Source organism: Brevibacterium sp. Lmc1 (assembly GCF_057654315.1).
The window spans coordinates 1,565,383-1,586,433 of sequence record NZ_CM172803.1 but is presented as its reverse complement, the minus strand read 5'-3'; the positions used below and the strand labels follow the sequence as shown (position 1 = coordinate 1,586,433).

Sequence of the window (21,051 nt, the reverse complement as noted above, 5' to 3'; positions counted from 1 at the left end):
CATGCCCGCCATCCTCAGCACTCACGCCGCAAAGTGGGGCGTCGCCGCATTAGCCGGCCTCGCTTCCCTGGGTCTCGCAGTCGGGCCGGCAGCCGCGTCCGGCGAAGCCGCACCCGTGCCCAGTGCCGCTCAGGCTCCCCAGACCTCCGGCTACCCGGTCAAGGCAGCCGGGTACGCGGACAAACTCGTCACCGCCTTCGGCAATGGGGATGACCGGACTATGGATCGTCTCGCCACCAAGAACGTCGTGACGGCACTGATCGAACACAGCCACGGGCACTCCGAACGCTGGCACCGCAGCTCAGCCGATTCCGGCAAGGGATTCACCTGGGTGTCCTATACGAACCTGGACACGCATGAGGTTATGAATCTGACAGTGAGAAACGCGCTCGCCGCGAACAAGGGCCGCGATGCCATTCGTGAGGTCGAGTTCGTCGGCTGAGAACGACCCGTTGACATCCCGTTGACCAGATTCTGGTCGGCGTCTTGTCAGCAGGGCTGACCAGCTCGGTAGACTCGGGAACCATGGTCGCCCTGAATGAAGTCCCACGCCGCCGCTACACCGCGGGGCCGACGCCTCTCCAACATCTGCGGAGCCTGTCCGCCGAACTCGGCGGACCGCAGATCTGGATCAAACGCGATGACCAGCTGGGACTGACTCAGGGCGGGAATAAGACGCGCAAACTCGAGTTCCTCATCGCCGACGCCCTGGAACAGGGCGCGGACACGCTCATCACCGTCGGCGGGGTGCAGTCCAATCACTGTCGACTGACCTTGTCCGCTGCACGAGTCGAGGGCCTCGACTGTCACCTGATCGTCGAAGAGGACCTCGGACCTGAAGGCAGCGCCCTCGGACCGACAGGGTCGAACCCGCCGGAGTACACGGGCAATTTCCTGCTCTTCGACCTCCTCGGCGCGGATTCGGTCACGGTGCTCGGCCACGGGGCCGACCTCCTCGGCGAGGCTGAAGAACTGGCTGAGAAGCTGCGCGGCGAGGGCAGGAAGCCCTACGTCATCCCGGTGGGCGGGTCGAACCCGATCGGTGCGCTCGGGTACGTCGACTGTGCCGTTGAGATGCTCGACCAATTCGCCGAGGCGGGACTGGATTCGCCCACGATCGTCACGCCCAGCGGTTCGGCCGGAATGCAGGCCGGACTCATCGTCGGCCTCCACAGTGCAGGGAGCGATGCTCCGGTCATCGGCATCAACGTCAGCCGGACACAGGCGGAGCAGGAGCCGAAGATCGTCGACCTCGTCGATTCCACGGCGCACTTCCTCGATCTGCCCCCGGTCCCTCGCGACGCCACAGTGGGACTCGGCGACTATGTCGGGACGGGATACGCTCTGCCGACTCCCGAGATGGTCGAGGCCGTGCGTCTCTTCGCCCGCACCGAGGGCATCGTCCTCGACCCGGTCTACACCGGCAAGGCAGCGGCCGGCCTCATCGACCTCATCAGATCCGGCCGTTTCTCTTCCGAGGACGCGGTCGTCTCTATCCATTCCGGCGGAGTCCCCGGACTCTACGCCCGTGCCCAGGCGTTTGCCTGAGCACCACTCAACTCCCACCACCGACGGAAGGCACCCAGATGACAGTTTCGACAGCAGACCTGTGGGATGAACGCGGCGACGAGCTCTATTCGATCGCCCTGAACTTCGGCGACTTCGGAGCCAAAACGTCATTCTCCGGGCCGGCCCGCACCATCCGCTGCTACCAGGACAACGGACTGGTCAAGCAGACCCTCAACCAGCCCGGCGACGGCGCCGTGCTCGTCATCGACGGTGACGGATCGATCGCCACCGCCCTCATGGGTGACATGATCGCCGAGGCAGGAGTTCGAAACGGCTGGAACGGTGTCGTCATCAACGGTGCCGTCCGTGACCGTGAGGCTCTGGCCGAGATGGAGTTCGGCATCAAGGCTCTGGCCAGCAACCCGCGCAAGAGCGCGAAAGACGGTGCCGGTGAGATCGACGTGACCGTGGAGATCGGCGGCGCGACGATCCGCCCGGGAGCGATGGTCTTCGCCGACGCCGACGGCGTTGCCGTCGAGAAGTAGGGCGGCAGAGACTCAGCGGTGAATGGTGTCGAAGCTCTGTTCGGCTGAGTCCCAGATATCGGCAACAGCGATCTGACCATCAGCGGTGAGCTCTACGACAGTCGACCGGTCGTAGAGGTACGCCCACTCCCCTGCCGACACGACTCCGGTGACCACGAGGATGTCATAGTCGAAACCCGCCCGTGACGTCGCTTGGACGATGAACGCCGTAGCTTCCAAGTCTTTGACTCTGTCCTCAGTCGAGGCGAAGTGGACATGGAGGCGTTCGGGTTCGGCCTCCTCGTTGAAGTCGGGGTTCGTCTCGGATTCGAGACTCACCTCGACACCGTCCAAGGACTGCGCCACATAATCCGAGAGCTCGTCGAGGGAATCGAAGCCCTGCTCCACGACATCCAGTGTCGCCGTCGGCGTCGTTTCGGGTTCCGACGATGAGGCGGAATCGGAACCGCAGCCGCTGAGAGCGATGAATGCGGCGGTCAGGAGCCCGGCGAGAGCAGGGGCGGACTTCGATTCGAACCTCATGGCACCAGCCTATCGGCGGGCGCGCGTTGGTACCGCATCGCCTCGGTCGTACCGTGGGCGCTCACACCGGGCCCGGTCGCACAAGGCACAGTCGCACCGTGCTCGGTCTCACCGCTTCCGGTGGATCGATTTGTACGTGATGTACTGACTGAGCCCTTCGACGCCGTATTCGACGCCGAGGCCGGAGTCATGACGCCCGCCGAAGGGTGCCGAATGATTCGAACCGAAGAAGTTCACTCCCACCGATCCTGAATCGACCTGTTCGGCTACTGCCTGAGCGGCCTCTGCGTCGGCGCCGAAGACGATGCCGCCGAGTCCGAACTCAGTGTTGTTGGCCAGGGAGACGGCTTCGTCGGAGCCCTGCGAATCGTCGTAGCGCAGGATCGAGATCACGGGGCCGAAGATTTCCTCCCGCGCGATGCGCATCTGCGGGGTAACCTCGGCGAAGACCGTTGGTTGGATGAACATCCCGGCCTTTCCGTCGATGTCGACTTCTGCTGCAGCTCCCCCGGTGACGGGAAGAGCGCCCTCCTCGTGAGCGGAGGCGATGTATTCCATGACGGTCGTGTACTGGGACCGCGATGCCACAGGCCCGAACACTGTGTCTTCGGCAAGCGGATCCCCTTGCCGCCCCTCGGCGATCGTCCGTCCCACCACCTCAGCGACCTCGTCGTACCGGGAAGCCGGTGCGATGATCCGGGTGGAGATATAGCAGGTCTGTCCGGTGTTGCGCATGCACGATCGCACGAGCACTCGCCCCATCGCCTCCAGATCGGCATCGGGCAGCACGATCGCCGAGGATTTGCCGCCGAGCTCCAGCGTCACCGGGCGCAGCAGTTCGCCACAGACAGCGGCGATGCGCCGGCCCACCGGGGTCGAACCGGTGAACGCCACCTTGCTGATTCCCGGGTGGCGGACGAGGGCATCGCCGAATCGTCCGGGACCGGTGAGCAGGTTGACCACGCCGGCGGGCACTCCGGCGGCGGCGACGGCATCGATAATGAAGCGAATGGACAATGGAGTCACCGACGCTGGTTTGATGACTACGGCGCACCCGGCCAGAAGCGCGGGAGCGAGCTTGACGACGACGAGGTTGATCGGGAAGTTCCACGGTGCGATCAGTGCGCAGACTCCGATCGGGTCCTTGCGCACCACCGAATAGGAGTCGACGGCGGCTGGGAAGTCACGAATGTCCTCATCGTCGATCCACGCGGACAAGGTGGCGAAGTGGCGGAAGATTCCAGCCGCATTCGCCGCCGCTCCCCGGGTCTCGGAGATCGGGGTGCCGTTCTCCAGGGTGCTCGTCCGTGCCAGGTCTTCGCTTCGCGCTTCGATCTCCTCGGCGATCCGCACCAGATATTCCGCCCGCTCGGCCGCGGTCAGGCTCGCCCATTCGTTCATCGATGCCTGGGCTGCGGTCACGGCGCGATCGAGTTCCGCCGAGGTGGCTGCCGGCACAGAGCCCCACACTTCGTCCGTCGCCGGATCGATGACCGGGTTGCGTTCGGAATCGGCGGCGGGCGTCCAGACGCCGCCGATGAAATGGTCATCGACGTGGCTGTACGGCAGGTCTCGGCGCAGGCCGGCTCGGGTCAGTGTCGGAGAGACGGTGTCGACGGTGCTCATCGGATGACCTCGGTGCGCAGCAGGTCCCGCTGACGGCGCAGGTCTGCTTCGGCCATGGTCACTGCTGCTTCGGTGATGAGTTCAGGGATGATCTCCCTCTCAAGCCGGTCGGTGTAGGTGGCCATGTCCATGTCGAACCACGACGCGGACAGGGCGATTCCGGCCCGGTCGAAGCGCCACTGACGGTCGGCGTCACGGACCAGGGCGTCCTCGAGGCTGAAGGCGACCGGACGGGTGTCGTGGCCGTCGATGATCTCGCAGACGCGTTCGACGAAGTCCTCGGAATAGCCGAGGCCCGGCAGGACCCGGCGTGCGACGAGGCAGCCTTCCCGTTCGTGTTCGAACCGGATCGTGGCTTTGCGCCAGTCACCGCCGAAGCCTTCTGAGATGATTCGGGATTCGTCGACATGTGCCCAGCCGGTGTCGTGGAGGATGATCGTCACGAGCACGAGCTCACGGTCGGCCGAGGGGTAGGCGTCGCAGAGTCGCTCGGCATAGGCGGCCGAAATCGGCAGGTGCACATCGTTGCCGCGAGTGCGCGTCTCGGGTTCGATCTGCTTCCACAGCGCCTCGAATCCACTGCTCGGAGTCGAACAGATCGGCTGTGTGTCGACCGTCCCTTCCATCGGGATAGGGCGGACGGGGTAGTCGGTGGCGAAACGGACGGCTCGAGGGTCGTCGGCGGTGTCACCGGACTCCGCTGCCGCCCAGCTCGGATAGTCCTGTTCGCGGCTGCTGCTTTCGGTTCGGGTATTCATCGGGGATCCTCTCGGTCGACGGCGATGGATTTGAGCGTGACGCTCATATCGCCGGCCTGGTCGGCAGGTATCTGCTGGTTCTTGGCCAGAGCGGTGCGCACCGCCATGAAGTCCAGGGGAGCATTGACGCAGTCGGCTGCGATGATCTGGCCCTCGCGGTAGTACAAGACGCTGAACTTGCCTTTTTCGTCATCACGACGCACCACGGTGGAGTCGAAGCCCATCGACAGTCCGGCGATCTGCAGCTTCATATCGGCCTGATTCGACCAGAACCAGGGAATGCCGGCGTATTCTCCACGTCGACCTGAGACCGAATAGGCGGCGACCTTTGCATGTTCGATCGCATTGTTCACGCTCTCGAGGCGGATCCGCTCCCCCTCCGGCGCGTCCGGAAGCGGGTTGGGCATGTTCGCCACGTCTCCCACCGCGATGGTCGTACCATCGGAGGCGAGCGCATAGCGGTCGACGACGATTCCGTTCTCGGTCTTCAAGCCCATCTGCTCGGCCAGTCCGGTGTTCGGGATGACGCCGATGCCGACGATGACCAGCTGGGCCGGGACTACGGTCCCGTCGGCCAGTGCCACTCCGGACACGCGCCCGCTGCCGTCGTCGATCAGTGTTTCGACCCGGGAGTTGAGGATGATGTCGAGGTCCCGTTCTCGGTGCGCCTGGTAGAAGTACTCGGAAGTCTCCTCTCCGACGGCGCGCCCGATGAGGCGGGGGCCGTGTTCGAGCACGGTGGCGTTCTTGCCCATCCCGTGCAGGGAGCAGGCGACTTCGAGACCGATGAATCCGCCGCCGATGACGACGACATCGGTGAAGTCATCGAGGCTGCCTTTCAGCGACAGCGCGTCATCGGCGCTGCGCAGATAGGTCACTCCCGCAAGGTCGGCGCCGGGAACCTCCAGCGGTCTGGCTCGCGCTCCGACGGCGAGTGCCACACGGGCGAAGGGGTATTCCTCACCGTCGGTGGCGATGGCGACTCCGGAGCCGTCCGGGTTCTTGTCGATCTTCTCGATGCGCGTGTTCTTGACGAGTTCGATGTTGTGCTCGTCCCAGTACTCCGCGCTGCGGAAGATGAGGTTCTCTTTGTCGACTGTTCCCTGCAGAAACTCCTTCGACAGGGCCGGCCGCTGGTAGGGCCGATGGTCCTCTTCGCCGAGGAGGGTGATCGATTCGGTGAATCCGGTCCCCCGCAATGAGATCGCCAGCTGCACTCCGGCCTGGGAGGCTCCGATGATGAGCATCCCGGTCTGTGTGCGGGCCGGTCGATCCTGTGCGTCGGCCGGTGCCGTCTGCGTTGTCGTCGTCATGTCACACCTGGGTTTCCGGAGTGGTCACGTGCAGGTCGGTGTCATCAGTGACCTTGAGCTGGCAGGACAGACGGGAGTTGTCCTCCCGATCTTCGGTCGTGCCCCACAGCATCTCGTCTTCCATCTCCGACATCGGATCGAGCCCATCGAAGTCGGATTCGTCGACGAAGACGTGACAGGTGGCGCATGAGAGGGACCCGCCGCATTCGGCGACGATGCCGGGCACTCCGTTGCGCACCGCGGTCTCCATCACGGAGTCGCCGACTTTGGCGTCGATGTCGCGGGTGGTGCCTTCGGAATCGGTGAAATGTACGGTCGGCATGTCATTCCCTTTCCTACAGTGGTGCTGGTGGTCTGCGGTTGCGGTGTCGCCTGTGGCGTCAGTGTTCAGATGAACTGTCGGCCGCCGTCGACGACGAGTGTCTGGCCGGTGATGTATCCGGCGTCGGGTGAGGCGAGGAACATCGTGGCGCCGACGATGTCGTCGGGTTGGCTGGCACGGCGGATGGCGCCGCGGTCGACTCCGTAGGTCGCTGCATCGTCCATGAGCTCATAGCTGGCCTCGGTGAGCGTGAACCCGGGAGCGATCGCGTTGACCGTGATGTCCCTGGTGCCCAGTTCCTTCGCCAGCACCCTGGTGAGTGCGATGACCCCTCCCTTGGACGCCACATAGTGAGCCCACTGTGTGGATCCGGACATCACCGTGGCCGAGGACAGGTTGACGACTCTGCCGCCTGCAGGCAGATACGGGCTGACTGCCCGGGTCATCTGCCAGGGCCCCTTGAGGTTGACTCCCATCACGAGATCCCATTCGTCTTCGGCGATGTCTTCGAAGGGAGACCGGGTGATCCCGGCGTAGATCGCGGCGTTGTTGATGACGACGTCGATGCTGCCTCCGCCGAAGTCGGCGGCCGCCTCGGCGAGGGCCTGCGTCGAGGTTCGGTCGGTGACGTCGACCTCGCAGGCCAGTGTCTCCGCCGAGGCGGCGCGCAGAGCCGAGGCCGTCTCCTCCGCGCCGGCCAGGTTGATATCGGCGACGACCACTCGGTCGCCGGCCGCTGCGAACCCTTCGGCGAAGGCGCGTCCCAGTCCCCCGGCTGCGCCGGTGATGAGCACGGTGCGTGGCTCAGTCATCGTTCAGCTCGCTGCCGTGGCGTGGGCATGGCTGTGGGCACCGGGGCCGCTGACTTCGGGGACCGAGTCCTCGAGGTCGAGGATCTCCACGGTGCCGCGGGTTCCGTCCACGCGCAGTCGCTGACCCGTCCGGATCGTCGTCGAGGCATTGCCCGTGCCGGTCACGGCCGGCAGCGCGTACTCACGGCAGACGATCGCGGCGTGGCTCATCATGCCGCCGATGTCGGTGACGGTGGCCTTGAGTTTGCCGAAGATCGGCCCCCAGCTGGGTGCGGTGACCGGGGCGACGAGGATCTCGTCCTGTTCGATCTCGTGGATCTGTGACGCGTCCATGACGACTCGGGCCACTCCTTCGACGACGCCGGGTGAGGCGGCCATTCCGCGCAGGCCGGTGACGTTGTCGGAATCGGCTTCGAGCCAGGACTGGACCTGCTCGGTGGTGATTCCCCACAGCATCCGGGTGAACGGTTCGGTGATGGCCTCCGGCGGGGTATTCAGCGCCGGCTGCGGACGAGCGGTCTTGAGGGCGGCGACGATCTTCTTGCGCTCTTCGATGATCGGCGGCCAGTAGGCAGGGGCGATCGGACCCTGTGGGGCGCCCACTCCCCATGCGGTGACGAGGTCGAAGAGGACATCACGGACTTCATTGCGGTTGAGGTAGAGGAAGTCGCCTGTTTCGGCGAAGACTCCGTGCTCGACGAGGGTCGCGGCGAGTTCGCGGACCTTGCGCCAGAACACGCCCATCGTCCAGTGCTCGATGTAGAAGTTATGGTTCTCCACATACGGGTAGGCGGTGGCGGCCAAATGTCGTTTGGCTTCGAAGGTCGCACCCTGCTCGTCATCGAGAAGATCGCGATACTCGGAGACGATGCGCTCCTTCTCCTCGATGAGTGCTTCGGTCGGCCGCATGATCGTCTGCCCCTCGTCGAGGCGGCGAATGTAGTCGGCGATGAAGCCGAGCGGGATCGAGAAGTTCTCTTTCCAGTACTCGTCGTGGGCGTAGAAGCCGTTTCCGGTGGTGAAGTTGAACCAAGGGTCCTGAGCTTTCTCCCACTGGGCCAGCCAGGCAGTGCCGCCATCGGCTGCGGCGATGGCCTCAAGCGTCGCCTCGGCGTCGTCGGTGTTGTCGAATGCAGCCTGCAGGCCGAGTTCGACGGCTGTGGTTGCCAGCTGTTTGAGTTCGTCGTCGGGGCGGAAGAGCTCCATGTCCACGCCCTGGACCATCGTTGCGATCGACTGGTCGGGAATGTCGGGGAAGATCTCCTTGCAGTAGTTGAAGAAGTCGAGATAGGCGATGTAGCCGAGGTTGAGGAACTCGAAGTGGTACTGCCAGTTCTGGTAGGCGAGCTGGATGAGGCGGTCGAAGTTCTCGAGCAGTCGCTCGGATCCGTCCTTGGCCTTGCCGGAGAGGATGTCATCCATGGGGACCATATCGGGAAGCTTCGAGAAGTCGAGCGCCTCTATCTCGTCGATGGTTCCCCGGACCTTCGTCTTCCACTGGTCCAGGAGCGGTTCCCAGTTGGCGAAGTAGTGGCCGATGCGGGCTTGGAACTCCGGCAGCCGAGCCTCGATCTGGTCTTCGGGCACGGGGATGGGCGACATGTAGAGGTAGCCCTGGTGGATGCGGAAGTCGATGCCGTTGGCATTGGGAATCATCAGGTGACGGGCGTTGTACTGGCCGAGACACTTGACGGCGAACTCTCCGCCGATGGTCTCGAACGGCTTGAACACGGTCGGCCAGTGCTGAGAATCGCAGAACCAGAACTTCTCGTCCTCAATCTCCTTCAGGCTGTCCTGGAATACGAGGTAGTAGGGGTAGATCCTCTCCCAGCCTTCGGCGCCGGCTGGGACGGGAAGATCGGAGGGACGGGGAAACGACTTCATTGACATTGTCTGCTCCATTGCATCGGTGGTTCGTGAGTTGGGTCGTAAGTGAGGTTCGCTGCGGCGGGGTTCAGCCGGTCTTCTTCATCAGGGAGGCAGTGATCGATCCGAGGTCGATTCCGCCGGTCGAGGCTGCCGCAGGCGCAGCCGGCTTCGTCGCGGCCGCGTGTTCTTTCTCGGTCTTCTTCTCTGCAGAGGAATGCACCGTCTCCGGTCGGGACTGCAGCAGGAGCAGGTTCTCACCCTCCGGCAGGTCCCGATCAATTGCCCATTCGATGTCCTGCGGGCATTTGTAGTGCTTCTCCGCCCGCTTGGCCAGGGTCGCCACTTCGGTGAGCTCCTCATCAGAGAGGCACCGGACTTCGGCGCGTTCGACCGGCACTTCGCGTTCGGCGAGCTCCCCGTCGGCGGGGACGAGTTCGATGTGCTTCTCTCCGATATGTTCGTTGACGACCTGGAGGGTGATTTTGTCCAGCAGAATGTTGTCGGGAGTGACGAGACCGGAGACGACGGTCTCTCCGACGCCCCAAGACGCGTCGATGGCGATCTTCGACCGGTCGCCGTTGGCGGGGTTCATCGTGATCGCCACTCCCGCGGTCTTCGCATTCACCATCTTCTGCACGACGACGGCCATCGACAGGCCCTCATCGGGAATGTTGTTCTTCAGCCGGTAGATGATGGCTCGGGACGTGTAGAGGGAAGCCCAGCACCGGCGGATGTGTTCGGTCACCGCTGCGTATCCGCTCAGCCACAGGTAGGTGTCCTGCTGGCCGGCAAAACTGGCGTCGGGCAGGTCTTCTGCCGTGGCCGAGGACCGCACAGCCATGGGTACTTCTCCCCCGCAGGCGGCAACGAGCTCGTCGTAAGCGGTCTTCGTGGCGCTCCGAACAGCTTCGGGCACCTCGGAGTCGGTGAGCCGACGGCGGATGCGAGCGGAGATCTCGTCGACCTCAGTTACGTCATCGGGATTGAGAGCTCCGAGTTCGGTGACGATCTCCTCGGCGATGCCGGATTCGGAGACGAAGGAGTCGAAAGATTCGGTTGTGACGACGAATCCGGGTGGCACGGGCATTCCTGCCTGCGTCATGGTCACCAGCGAGGCACCCTTGCCGCCGAGGTCTTCCAGGCGGGGTTCGGACGTGGAGTCGAATGATTGTACGAAACTCATGGACTTCTCCTTCACCAGGTCACCGGAACGGATGTGGGGACACGGAACGACAGGTTCTCCCGGAAGTCGATGTTCTCACCGTCGACGAGCTTGAGATTCGGTGCCAGGCGGGTGATCTCCTGCAGGCAGATCTTCGCCTGCAGCTTCGCGAGCATATTGCCCAGGCAGTAGTGGATGCCGAATCCGAAGGACAGATGTTCACGGGCGTTGGGTCGGTCGATGTCGAAGTCCTCTCCGCCGTCGAAGCGGGACTCGTCACGGTTGGCTGAGCCCATGAGCAGCAGCAGTTCGTCGCCCTCGGCGATCTTCACGCCTCCCACCTCGGCGTCCTTCAGCGCTTTGCGGCGCCAGCCGACGATCGAACCGGAGTACCTGAGGACCTCGTCGACCGCTTTGGGTATCTTCTTCTCATCGTCGATGAGCGCCTGCCATTGATCTGGATGGACCAACAGCACTCGCAGGGTGTTGCCGATCAGCGTTGTCGTCGTCTCGTGGCCGGCGAAGAGGAGCGAGTAGAGGACGGACGCGATCTCATGGTCGCTGATCTCCGCGCCTTCGGACTGTGCTGTGACCAGGTCGGCGGTCATCGAATCTCCGCCGTTCTCATGGGCGTCGGCGACGATGCTCAGACATTCCTGCCAATACTCGACGAGGTTGTGGGCGTGTGGGATCTGCTCCTCGTCCGACAGGTCTCCCCACGTCATGGCGGCGCGGGAGTCGGACCAGCGTTTGTAGGTATCGACCTTGTCGATATCGGCACCGATGAGCGTGAGGATGGTGATGGTCGGGATGTCATAGGCGAGATCGCGGATTATCTCACCGTCTTTGTCAGGACGCGCAAGCATCGTTTCGATGCGGCTGACGACGTTGTCGCGGATCTCTGGTTCGAGCTTCTTGAAGCGTCGCGGCGTGAATGCCTTCTGCACGATCTCACGAATGCGGGTGTGCTCCGGCGGGATGCGTGCCGAGAGCCCGGAGTAGGCGGTGAAGCCTCCGTCTTTCATGATCTTCGTGGCCTGCGGTCCGCGTTTGCGCACCGGAGCCTGCGCGTTCTCCGAGGAGAAGGTCTCCCAGTCTTCGAAGACCGCTTTGATGTCCTCGTAGCGTGTCACGACCCAGTAGCCGACTCGCTCATCGAACATCACGGGTTCTTCCTTGCGCATCTCGGCATAGGCCGGGAAAGGGTTCTTCATGTCGAAGGGTTCGTACCCGTGGTGAGAGCCTTCAGCCGCGCCGCTGTAGGGGCACTTGCCGGTCTCTGCTGCGGATTGCAAAGTCATTCCATCTCCTGTGATGCGGGTCACTGCTGACAGTGATGATCACCCTACAGGCACAGCGAAGATTTTCGATGACGTGGCTTCCGTTCAGCGGAAGCGACCTGGAAGCCTCCAAAGAGCCGTCTCAGGCGGCGTCGGCGGCGCCTTTTTCGAGGTCAGCGTTATGCCAGAGAGACGCACCCAACCTCGACGAAGCACCAGACCAGAAACGACGTGCAGGTTCGACGAGACTTTCCCCAGAAACCCGACGATCGACAATCGAACTTGTTGATCCGCCCCTTCAGCGATGCGACCCCAGCAAGGTTTCGAGAGGAATCCTCGCGGTTGCCGCCTCGATGCGCTCGCTGACTCCCTTGAGCGTCGCCAGATGGCGCGTCAACGTGCTGGCCTTCTCGGAGGCGACGACGAGACCGATGCTCGAACCGATGCGTCCGGTATGGAAGACGGGGACCGCGATCGAGCAGGCGCCGGGTCTCTGCTCTTCGTTGGTCACAGAGAACCCTTCGGTCCGGATCTGCTCGAGCTGCTCGGCAAGCAGACCGGGGTTCGTCACGGTCCGCGGCGCGACCTGGTCGAGCGGCTGCCGCAGGTAGGCTTCGGAGAGCCAGTCTTCCTCGAAAGCCAGCAGCACCTTTCCGACCGCGGTGGAATGCATCGGCAGGCGCCCGCCGACCCGTGACGCGCGCGGGACCCTCTCCGTCCCATAGACGCGGTCGATGTAGAGCACCTCACGACCGTCGCGGATCGCAAGCTGGGACGTCTCGCCCGTGAATGAATAGAGATCCTGGATGAATGGTCGAGCAGTCTCGCGCAGCTGCCTGCCGACGTTCTGCCCCATCTCCCACAGTCGCAGGCCCAGCTGATACCGACCCTGCGGGGTGCGGGAGAGAAACTCCCATTCGACGAGCTCATTGACCAGGCGGTGCGCCGTGCTCAGTGGAATCTGCGCCGCGTCGGCGAGCTCGGTGAGGGTGAAGCTGCGCCGCGGCTCTTCGAATGTCGTCAGCAGACTGAGGACCTTGTGAGTGACGGTGCGGCCGGCCTTCGGCACCTCCGGACGCTGATTGTGCTCCATGCTCGAGAATCTATCGGACCTGTCAACGCCGACCTCCCTCCACTGCCCCGAGGCCACTGTTGACGTCGGCGGAATCGACACACACTTTGCTGGAATTTCCACTGCATGTATGCTGAAATCACGCCCCGATATGCACTTATCATCTAATGGTAAATATGTGAGGGTTGCGACTGGCAGACACTTGCCTACATAACCCCGTCGGACCGGGGGCAATGGTGCCCGATAAGGAGACAACAGTGATGTTGACTGAAGAAATCAAGACTGCGAAAACGACTCGACGAACGGTCTGGAAGACCGCCCTGACCGGCGGCGCCGGTTCACTGCTCGAATACTACGACTATTCCCTCTTCGCCACCCTCGCGATCTTTGTGGCAGCTGCGCTGATGCCCCAATCCGACCCCACCATCGCTCTGTTGGCAACTCTCGCCGTGTTCGGCAGCGGTTTCCTCATGCGCCCGATCGGCGCACTGTTCTTCGGCTGGCTCGGCGATCGGCACGGTCGCAGGGCATCGCTTCTGACGAGCGTCATCATGATGGGCGCGGTCAGCTCGCTGATGGGCCTGATTCCTGCATACTCCGATATCGGCTTGACTGCGCCTGTCCTCCTCGTGCTGCTGAGGCTGGTCCAGGGGCTCTGCGCAGGCGGCGAGGCCAGTGGAGCAGCGACGTACATCGCGGAGATGGCGCCGCCCGAACGTCGCGGGTTCTTCGGAGCCTTCACCCCAGCCGGGATCGCCTTGGGAACGGCCGCGGCGAGCGGAGTCGCTTCTCTCGTCAGCACCGTCTTCGGCGACAGCGCCATGGCCGAATGGGGATGGAGATTGCCGTTCCTGCTGTCTCTGCCCTTGAGCATCATCATCCTGTGGATCAGGAACACTCTTCCCGAGTCCGCGAAATTCTCCGCAAAGACCGCGTCGGCCGGCCCGCCCCCGATAGTCTCGGTCCTCCGACATGAACGCACGGCGACCATCAAGCTCATTCTTCTCGCCTTTTCGATGTCCCTGACCGGTTATGTCGGACACGTATACCTCAATACCTATCTGACCACTGAACTCGACTATTCGACCAGCGAGGCGTTCGGCACGAACGCGGTCATCACCGTCCTGTTCGCCATCCTCATGCCCTTCGCTGCCCTCGTGTCCGACCGCATCGGTCGCGGCCGCACCTACGCGTACGCGATGGTCGGATACATTCTGCTCACAATTCCCAGCTTCGCCCTCATGAGTCCCGCAAGCGGCTGGCCTCTCCCGCTGACGATGGCGATCTCATTCGTTCCCTGGGTCTTCGCGCAGGCGATCGGCTATCCCCTCTTCACTGAGCTGTTCAGATCGACCGCGCGTTTGACGGGTGTCGCGTTCGGCTTCTCGATCGGCACGATCGTGGGAGGCGGATTCGGCCCCTACGTCGCACAGTGGTTGACTGACCTCACCGGATGGACACTCGCCCCTGCAGCCTATATGACGTGCGCTTCCATCATCGGGCTGGCAACCGTCCTCACCGTCGGGAGGTCGAAGATCGATGACAGGTGACATTGAAAGCCGACTCAACGGCGGCCTGAGCGCACTTCTCGCAGATGAGGTTGTCGCGGTGACAGAGGGCGGAATCGACCTTCACACGCATCCGAGTCCGGATATCGTGGCTCGTTCGCAGTCAATTGATGAGGCGGCGTGGGACTTCGGTTCGGCCGGTATTGCCGGATTCGTCGTCAAGTCCCATTCCATTCCGACGACGACGATGGTCTCCATGGCACCCGCAGGCCTTCCCTCCCGCCCACTGGCGTCGATCACGCTCAACCGGTCAGTCGGCGGTCTCAACCCGGACGCAGTCGACATCGCAGCGCGGATGGGGGCCAAGGTCGTGTGGCTGCCGACGAAGGACAGCAGGATCCAGTGCCGGTTCGAGAGATCCACCTCGCTCTCGGAACCCGACTCACATCGGAATCCCGTCCGGATCATCGACGGCGGCAGACCCGTCGATGCGCTCGTCGATGTCATCGACGCGGCAGTGCGCAACTCGTTGGTGCTGGCCACCGGGCATTTGGATCAGAATGAGATCTTCGTCGTCCTCGACCTGGCCGACAACCGCGGACTCGACAACGTCATCGTCACTCACCCGTGCCTGCCTCATCTCGATATCTCAATCCCTGCGCAAGTCGAGATGGCCCGACGCGGCGCCCTCATCGAACACACGATGAACTCCTTGGCCACGGGAAAAGTGACGCTCGATCGAGTCCTCCGGGTGATCGAGCAGTGCGGGCCGCAGTCGACCGTTCTCAGCGGCGACCTCGGCCAACCCGAGTTCGGAAGCATCGCCGCCGGGTTGCCCATGTGGGCGAGAATTCTGCTCGATCACGGTGTCGAATCCGCCGCCATCAGACAGATGATCGTTGAGAATCCGCGCAGAGCCTTAGCAAACTGACGATATGCCGCGATCTGCGGCGTTGCTCCGGAAGGACGTTTCAGATCTCTAGAGCGACACTTCGATCAACCGCGGACCCGCATCGGCCACGCCTGCCCTGAAGTCGCGATCGAGTTCGGCAATGGTCTCCACCCGCGTCGCCGGGACACCCAGGCCTTTCGCGAGGCTGACCCAATCGATATCGGGATTGTCGATGTCAAGCAGGCGCTGTGCCTCGGGTCCGAAGTCAGGTACCCCGACATTGGACATTTCATCGCGCAGTATCTGGTATTTCCGATTGGCGAACAAGAGCACGATGACGTCGAGCTGCTCTCTGGCATAAGTCCACAGCGCCTGCGGGGTGTACATTCCCGAGCCGTCGGACTCGAGAACGATGACCTTCCGGTCCGGGCTCGAGACCGCCGCCCCGACTCCGACCGGCAGTGCCCAGCCGATGGATCCTCCGGCGCCGCCCAGGCAATCGTGCGGAGCCGATGTCTCCGTCCGGTCGTAGAAGTCCCGGCCGGTGGTGATCGACTCGTCGAGGACGATCGCGTTCTCAGGGATCGCCCCTGAAAGCCACGCTGCGAGCTTGGCGGGGGTGATCGCCCCCTCCGGACGGGGAGCCGAAGTCGATTTCGCCAGAACCGAGGGCAGGACAGATCCGGTCGCGGCCGGGTCTGCGAGGACGGGCCTTTTCGCTGCGGGGCCGATCGCGTCCTGCAGAGCCTCCAGTGCCACCGACGAGTCCGCCCCGATGGGGCTGAGTGTGTAGAACGTCGTCCCCGGCCGGGTAAGTACACTCGGCTTGTCCGGATAGGCGAAGAAGGCGACGGGCGGTTTGGCATCGACAAGAATTACGGCATCGAAGCTGCTCAGCAGCTTGACGGACGGCTCGACAGGATAGGGGATCTTCGCCACCGTCGGCCGTCCCGCACCTCTCTCGGTGCGTGGAGCGAAGGTTTCGGCCAGCACCGAGGCACCGGTGGCCCCCGCGATCTGCGCCGCGGTTTCGAGCTGCCTCGAGCGCAGAGCACGCCCGCCCAGAAGGATTGCGGTACGACGACCCGAATCCTTCAGACGTTCCGCTGCAGCGTCGACCTCGCCGGGATCGATCGCACGCTGCATCGGTTCGACCGCTTTCGGCGGAGTCGAGTATTCATCGGCGGAATTCCATGCCGTATCGGCGGGAAGGATGAGTGAGCTGATCCGTCCCGGCAGACTGAAGCCGATGGCGTCGGCGGCGTCGCCGGCGATCGAGTTCGCCGAATGAGAAGTGCGCACCCAGTCGCTGAAAGGCCGCAGCGCCCCCCTCGATATCCGAGGTCAGCGGCGCATCGAGGCCTCGGTGGTAACCGGCGTGGTCGCCGACGATATTGACGATCGAGGAACGTGCCCGGAGCGCATTGTGCAGTGCGGACAGTCCGTTGGCCGCGCCCGGACCGAGATGTAGCAGAGTCGCCGCGGGCCGATCAAGCAGTCGCGAATAGCCGTCGGCGGCTCCGGTGACTATCCCTTCGAAGAGTCCGAGCACACCACGGACACGCGGTTGCCTGTCCAAGGCCGCCACGAAGTGCATCTCCGAAGTTCCGGGATTCGCGAAACACACCTCGACTCCATTGTGTCCCAGCGTTTCCACCAGGCTCTCGGCACCGTTCATGCCAGCATCTCCTTCGACGTCGGTCATCGCTGCAGTCGCACCCTCAGACAGCATGTGCCCTCTGTCGTACCACATTCCCGAGGGCGACGGCCGAGCCGTTCGCCGAAGACTTTCGTCACCGAATCGCGGTGGCGTTCGGCGGAGAGCCGACTCCTCCGACGAGGTTGAGCGGTTTGATGACGCACATCGCGTCCCAACGCCCCGTACGCAATGAGTCCTCGAGCAGCGCTTCGAGATTCCACAGCTCTCCGAGCGGCACTCCGAGCTTGGCAATGAGCTCCTGATGCATCATCCCCCTGTCCTCGGGCGCCGATTCGTGGAAGTCGCTGTCAGCGACAACAGGTAGGACCTCAACGGCGAAGGTGTCGGTTGCGAATGTCGCCACCTGATGTTCCCAGATCCACCGTGCCAGGCCCTTCGACTGCCGGAAACCCGTAGCGCGCCGCCCAGATCGAACCTCATCGCGGACATCGTCGGTGGAGCCGATGAACCATGTGGACCAACCGGTGTGCACCATGACGATGTCGCCGGAACGAACGCTCACGCCCTGTCGCGCACATGCTCGCTCAAGGTGGTCGACCTCAAGGACGGGACCGCCTCGGTGCTCCAGAGGTGTGCCCTCATCAGCGAGGAGGCCCGCAATATCGAGAAGAATGCCCCGTCCCACGATCGGCCGTTCTGCCCAGGCTTGGACACCGAGGTCGGGAGCCCCGGGCCGGATCGATGCGTCTGCGACACCGTTGTAGAAGCCGTATCCGGAGGCGCGTCGATGTCGAAGACCATCGACCTGTGAGGTCGCCTGCAGGAAGAACTCGCGGAGAACATCATCGCGGGACTCCGAGTGCGCCGAGAGGATCTCGTGCTCCGGTGCGCGCCTGGCACGAGCCATCGGCGGGTCAAACGCATCGAGCGCATAGTCGAGGTTGAACACCTCTCCCCTCGACACCGATGCTGCAGCCTCACGGACATCTTCACCATCGGCGAAGTTCGCTGTGCCCCGATCCGCGTCGGCGAAGACACCCCACGATGATCCGGGCGGAGTGTTTTCCTCCAATTGGGCGTAGGTCGGGTATTCAGTCTTCTCCATCTTTCGACGCTCCTTTGTGGAAATAGGTGAGGACGAAGGCCAGGAGCCCCGCGATCGACGACATGCCGAAGGCATACGGTCCGACCGCCTCGGCGACGTCCATAGCCATCATGCCCTTCCCCGCGACGATGAGGACGATCTGGAAGATGACGATCACTGCCCCTCCGAGGAGGAATAGCACTGTCGAGGCGGCGAAGAGCTGAGAGCACATCGCTTCGAAGCGGCCACGGCTTCGATTCGTCGAAACATTCATTGTCTGGTTCCTTTCTTGACTTCTCGCGGCTCAGATCGGGAGGAACCCGAGGGCGATGAGCGTGCCGACGCCCAGCAACGGGACGCAGTAGTACTTGAGCAGCGGGACGAATGTCTTACCGGGATTCACCTCAGCGATGCCCGCTGCCACGTAGATCGGAGCCCCTGATGGCGGAGAGGCCCCCTCCGTCGAGGCGAAGATCAGGGCTGCCGCCGCTGCAACCGGCACGGGAATGCCCGTACTCGCCATCGTCATCACCGCGACGGGCCCGATCGCAGCCATGGTCGCGCTGGCGGTCAGCGGCACAGCAATGAGAATGATGATCACTCCGATTGCGATCGCCATCAGCCACTTCGGCACATCGAGATAGGACAGCAGCGCCTCGAGTTCGGCAGCCAGACCGATCTCCCCGAGGAGATTCGATGCGGAGAATGCCGCGAAGATCGTGATGCCGATGACGCCGAACGATGAGGCAGATCCCTCGATGAGCTTCCACCACCCCGAGGCCGATCTCGGCAGTGACTTGCGCCCGAGGATGAGCACGAAGACGATCATCAGCACCGGAATCCAGGTGAGCAGACTGACGACGTCCGGCATCGCCAGCGGTGTCGGATCGAGAACTGTGCCGTCAGCAAGAGTCTTGCCAGGTTCGGATTCTGCACTGACGCCAGTGAAGTCCGCGAGGAAATCCGCGAGCGGACCGAACGACAGGACCAGGGGAACGAAAATGGGAACCAGGAGCAGAATCGTCGTCCATCCCTGGGACAGACTCGTGCGGATGGGCAGTCGATCTTCAGACGGCACTGCCGGAATCTTGTATTTCCGAACTATCCAGAACGCCACGATCAGACGGTAGACGAGCGCCCACAGCCCGGCGAAGAACAAGGGCATGACGATCTCATGGGACTCCATCGCTCCTTGCGCAACAAGGCCGCCGACGAGGATGAACATCGTTCCCGAAAATGGAAAGCTGACACCGAAGCCGGCAAGTCCCGATGCCACGGTAGCGGCGATCTCCGGTTTGACCCCGGACTTCTTCATCCAGGGAATCGTGATCGATCCGACTGCAGCGGTGATGGCAGCGCCGATATGTGCGATGGCGCCGAAGATCGCTCCGGCCACCGTGGTGGTGTAGAGGTGGCCTCCGCGGAATCGCCCTAGCAGGGAATTGAGCAGATCGACGAGCTTGGTGAGCACGGGAGTTCGCTCGAGCACATAGGACACGAAGACGAAGGCGAGCGCGGCGAACATGATCTCTTCCGTCAGAGCGTCGGAGACGGATGCCCAGATCATCGTCAGCACCGAGTCCTCGCCGGAGGGACCGGCGATGAAGGCGAAAACGCAGATGGAGAGGAAACCCAGAGTCATCGCCTCGCCGATGTTGCGACCGACGACGGCATTCCAGACGATGATGACGGCGATGAAGACAACGAGCGCGAGAACGGCCATCATGTCAGGTCACCTCTGAGGATCTGCGCGCGACGTCCTGCTTCGTCCTCCTGGACAGACAGTGCCTTGGGCAGTGTTGACGCGGCTTCTCCCGCTGGGACCACGATGACTCCGTCGTCGTCGGCGACGATGAGGTCACCAGGCTCGACGACGACCCCGCCGACCGCGACCGGGACGTCGATCTGTCCGGGTCCGTTCTTGTACGGCCCCGCAGGACTGACCGCCCGGGCCCAGGCGGAGAATCCGATCTCCTCGAGATCGCGGGCGTCTCGGAGTGCGCCGTCCGCGATGACTCCGACTGCGCCGCGTGCCTTGGCCTTCTCCGCCATGAGTTCGCCCATGAGTGCGCGGTCTGTGTGTCCATGGCCGTTGACGACAAGGATATCGCCGGGCTCGATCCGGTCGAGTGCTTCGCGCAGACGGAGGTTGTCGCCGGCCGGTACCCAGACGGTCCTCGCCCACCCCACCGCTTTGGCACCTGGCCACAGCGCCCTGATGCCGCCGTCGAGCATTCCCATTCGGTCGCGGGCATCGCCGACGTTGGCGGCCGGGATCGTCGAGTAGGCCTTGAGTAGGTCCTGCTCGGACCGGGCCGCGTCGTTGACGATCTGTGCATGAGAATGCGCCGCCGCGTGCGACATCGTCGCTCGCACGCCGAGCTGTTCAAGCATCTCTGCGGCTTCTTCTGCCTCATGTCCGCGACGGTCTGCGTGCTTGATCGTCCCGGTTCTGAGGCGCTCGACCGATTCGGCTCCTCCGGAGTGTTCGTCGGCGATCTGTGCGAGGGCCCAGTCTTCGGCCCCCATCGCCTCGCCTGCGCGAAGCGTTTCGACGATGAGCGCCCCAAGGCCCTTCATGAATGAGCTGCGCAGGAGCTTGCGCCGTGCGGCATCGCCGGGTTCTCCGGCGATGTCCTCGACAGCGGCCCCGAGCGCGGAGAAGACCTCCGCCGCTCGGCCCGAGGCGGCACCGCTGATGACCAGCGGCGTGGCTGCGCCGTGTTCGGGAACTGAGCCGACGACAGCGACGTCGGCATACCTGCGGACACCGACGACGCTGGCAACGTGTGCCTTAATCTCTGCCGACGCAGAGTTCATGTCGATGAAGAACGCGTCCCGTGACAGGAATTCGGCCACCGAGGCGGCGGCGGGCACGGCCGCACGACCGCCGACGAGGCACATCACTGCGTCCGCGGATTCGACCAAATCCTTCGGCGACGCTACGCGTGAGACTCCGCGCGGAGTCGGAATGTCGGCCGGGTCGAATCCGGTGACCTCCCAACCGAGTTCGACGAGGCCACGGGCGTAGAGCGTTCCCGCTTCACCCAAACCAATTACCGCTATATGCATCCTTGCACCCATTCTATGAGACTTAATGTCGCAGTACGAAATACT

Annotated in this window: 21 protein-coding genes; 5 read left to right on the top strand and 16 right to left on the bottom strand. The window is 63.4% G+C overall.

The window, feature by feature from the left end; genetic code table 11:
* Nucleotide 1 precedes the first annotated feature (1 nt).
* The 3 genes from AC239G_RS06970 to rraA all read left to right on the top strand — a co-directional run bounded on the left by AC239G_RS06970 (nucleotide 2) and on the right by rraA (nucleotide 2,054).
* Nucleotides 2–442, top strand: coding sequence for a hypothetical protein (locus AC239G_RS06970; protein ID WP_139469590.1), 441 nt, complete (start codon nucleotides 2–4; stop codon nucleotides 440–442).
* 83 nt (nucleotides 443–525) lie between these two features.
* The gene (locus AC239G_RS06965) at nucleotides 526–1,548 is read left to right on the top strand and encodes a D-cysteine desulfhydrase family protein (RefSeq protein WP_139469591.1); all 1,023 of its coding nucleotides are present in this window, start codon (nucleotides 526–528) and stop codon (nucleotides 1,546–1,548) included.
* A 38-nt stretch (nucleotides 1,549–1,586) separates the two neighbouring features.
* A complete protein-coding gene (gene rraA, locus AC239G_RS06960; protein WP_101545050.1) occupies nucleotides 1,587–2,054 on the top strand; it encodes a ribonuclease E activity regulator RraA in 468 nt (155 codons plus the stop codon).
* Nucleotides 2,055–2,066: 12 nt separating this feature from the next.
* Here rraA and AC239G_RS06955 read toward each other — a convergent pair whose 3' ends face one another.
* The 10 genes from AC239G_RS06955 to AC239G_RS06910 all read right to left on the bottom strand — a co-directional run bounded on the left by AC239G_RS06955 (nucleotide 2,067) and on the right by AC239G_RS06910 (nucleotide 12,811).
* On the bottom strand, nucleotides 2,067–2,576 hold the full coding sequence (locus AC239G_RS06955) for a hypothetical protein (protein ID WP_139469592.1): 510 nt from the start codon (nucleotides 2,574–2,576) through the stop codon (nucleotides 2,067–2,069).
* Between the two features lie 108 nt (nucleotides 2,577–2,684).
* Entirely contained in the window at nucleotides 2,685–4,202 is a 1,518-nt protein-coding gene (locus AC239G_RS06950; RefSeq protein ID WP_487490007.1) for an aldehyde dehydrogenase family protein, read from the bottom strand.
* On the bottom strand, nucleotides 4,199–4,960 hold the full coding sequence (locus tag AC239G_RS06945) for an HD domain-containing protein (RefSeq protein ID WP_139469594.1): 762 nt from the start codon (nucleotides 4,958–4,960) through the stop codon (nucleotides 4,199–4,201). The genes AC239G_RS06950 and AC239G_RS06945 overlap by 4 nt, the downstream gene beginning before the upstream one ends.
* Complete coding sequence (locus AC239G_RS06940; RefSeq protein WP_487490006.1) at nucleotides 4,957–6,273, bottom strand: NAD(P)/FAD-dependent oxidoreductase; 1,317 nt, start codon at nucleotides 6,271–6,273, stop codon at nucleotides 4,957–4,959. The genes AC239G_RS06945 and AC239G_RS06940 overlap by 4 nt, the downstream gene beginning before the upstream one ends.
* A gap of 1 nt (nucleotide 6,274) precedes the next feature.
* A complete protein-coding gene (locus tag AC239G_RS06935) occupies nucleotides 6,275–6,595 on the bottom strand; it encodes a 2Fe-2S iron-sulfur cluster-binding protein (protein WP_446655790.1) in 321 nt (106 codons plus the stop codon).
* A gap of 65 nt (nucleotides 6,596–6,660) precedes the next feature.
* Nucleotides 6,661–7,407, bottom strand: a complete 747-nt coding sequence (locus tag AC239G_RS06930; protein ID WP_487490005.1) for an SDR family NAD(P)-dependent oxidoreductase — start codon at nucleotides 7,405–7,407, stop codon at nucleotides 6,661–6,663.
* A gap of 3 nt (nucleotides 7,408–7,410) precedes the next feature.
* A complete protein-coding gene (locus AC239G_RS06925) occupies nucleotides 7,411–9,297 on the bottom strand; it encodes a PEP-utilizing enzyme (RefSeq protein ID WP_446655792.1) in 1,887 nt (628 codons plus the stop codon).
* Nucleotides 9,298–9,361: 64 nt separating this feature from the next.
* Nucleotides 9,362–10,459 carry a PEP/pyruvate-binding domain-containing protein gene (locus AC239G_RS06920; RefSeq protein WP_487490004.1) on the bottom strand — a complete coding sequence of 366 codons (1,098 nt, stop codon included), beginning with the start codon at nucleotides 10,457–10,459 and terminating at the stop codon, nucleotides 9,362–9,364.
* Between the two features lie 11 nt (nucleotides 10,460–10,470).
* The gene (locus AC239G_RS06915) at nucleotides 10,471–11,739 is read right to left on the bottom strand and encodes a cytochrome P450 (protein WP_139469600.1); all 1,269 of its coding nucleotides are present in this window, start codon (nucleotides 11,737–11,739) and stop codon (nucleotides 10,471–10,473) included.
* Between the two features lie 277 nt (nucleotides 11,740–12,016).
* The gene (locus AC239G_RS06910) at nucleotides 12,017–12,811 is read right to left on the bottom strand and encodes an IclR family transcriptional regulator (protein ID WP_139469601.1); all 795 of its coding nucleotides are present in this window, start codon (nucleotides 12,809–12,811) and stop codon (nucleotides 12,017–12,019) included.
* A 239-nt stretch (nucleotides 12,812–13,050) separates the two neighbouring features.
* Between AC239G_RS06910 and AC239G_RS06905 the strand changes: the two genes are divergently transcribed.
* Nucleotides 13,051–14,340, top strand: a complete 1,290-nt coding sequence (locus AC239G_RS06905) for an MFS transporter (RefSeq protein ID WP_482401611.1) — start codon at nucleotides 13,051–13,053, stop codon at nucleotides 14,338–14,340.
* Nucleotides 14,330–15,229, top strand: a complete 900-nt coding sequence (locus AC239G_RS06900; RefSeq protein ID WP_139469603.1) for a DUF6282 family protein — start codon at nucleotides 14,330–14,332, stop codon at nucleotides 15,227–15,229. The genes AC239G_RS06905 and AC239G_RS06900 overlap by 11 nt, the downstream gene beginning before the upstream one ends.
* 48 nt (nucleotides 15,230–15,277) lie before the next feature.
* Here AC239G_RS06900 and AC239G_RS06895 read toward each other — a convergent pair whose 3' ends face one another.
* The 6 genes from AC239G_RS06895 to AC239G_RS06870 form a co-directional block, all read right to left on the bottom strand.
* Complete coding sequence (locus AC239G_RS06895; protein WP_487490109.1) at nucleotides 15,278–16,465, bottom strand: acetolactate synthase large subunit; 1,188 nt, start codon at nucleotides 16,463–16,465, stop codon at nucleotides 15,278–15,280.
* On the bottom strand, nucleotides 16,368–16,868 hold the full coding sequence (locus tag AC239G_RS06890) for a thiamine pyrophosphate-binding protein (protein ID WP_487490003.1): 501 nt from the start codon (nucleotides 16,866–16,868) through the stop codon (nucleotides 16,368–16,370). The genes AC239G_RS06895 and AC239G_RS06890 overlap by 98 nt, the downstream gene beginning before the upstream one ends.
* Before the next feature lie 115 nt (nucleotides 16,869–16,983).
* On the bottom strand, nucleotides 16,984–17,955 hold the full coding sequence (locus tag AC239G_RS06885; protein ID WP_487490002.1) for a cyclase family protein: 972 nt from the start codon (nucleotides 17,953–17,955) through the stop codon (nucleotides 16,984–16,986).
* Nucleotides 17,942–18,208, bottom strand: coding sequence for a hypothetical protein (locus AC239G_RS06880; RefSeq protein ID WP_218973667.1), 267 nt, complete (start codon nucleotides 18,206–18,208; stop codon nucleotides 17,942–17,944). Before AC239G_RS06880 ends, AC239G_RS06885 begins: the two co-directional genes overlap by 14 nt.
* A 30-nt stretch (nucleotides 18,209–18,238) precedes the next feature.
* Nucleotides 18,239–19,660 carry a TRAP transporter large permease subunit gene (locus AC239G_RS06875; RefSeq protein ID WP_139469605.1) on the bottom strand — a complete coding sequence of 474 codons (1,422 nt, stop codon included), beginning with the start codon at nucleotides 19,658–19,660 and terminating at the stop codon, nucleotides 18,239–18,241.
* Nucleotides 19,657–21,006, bottom strand: coding sequence for an RraA family protein (locus AC239G_RS06870; protein WP_139469703.1), 1,350 nt, complete (start codon nucleotides 21,004–21,006; stop codon nucleotides 19,657–19,659). The genes AC239G_RS06875 and AC239G_RS06870 overlap by 4 nt, the downstream gene beginning before the upstream one ends.
* Nucleotides 21,007–21,051 lie beyond the last annotated feature (45 nt).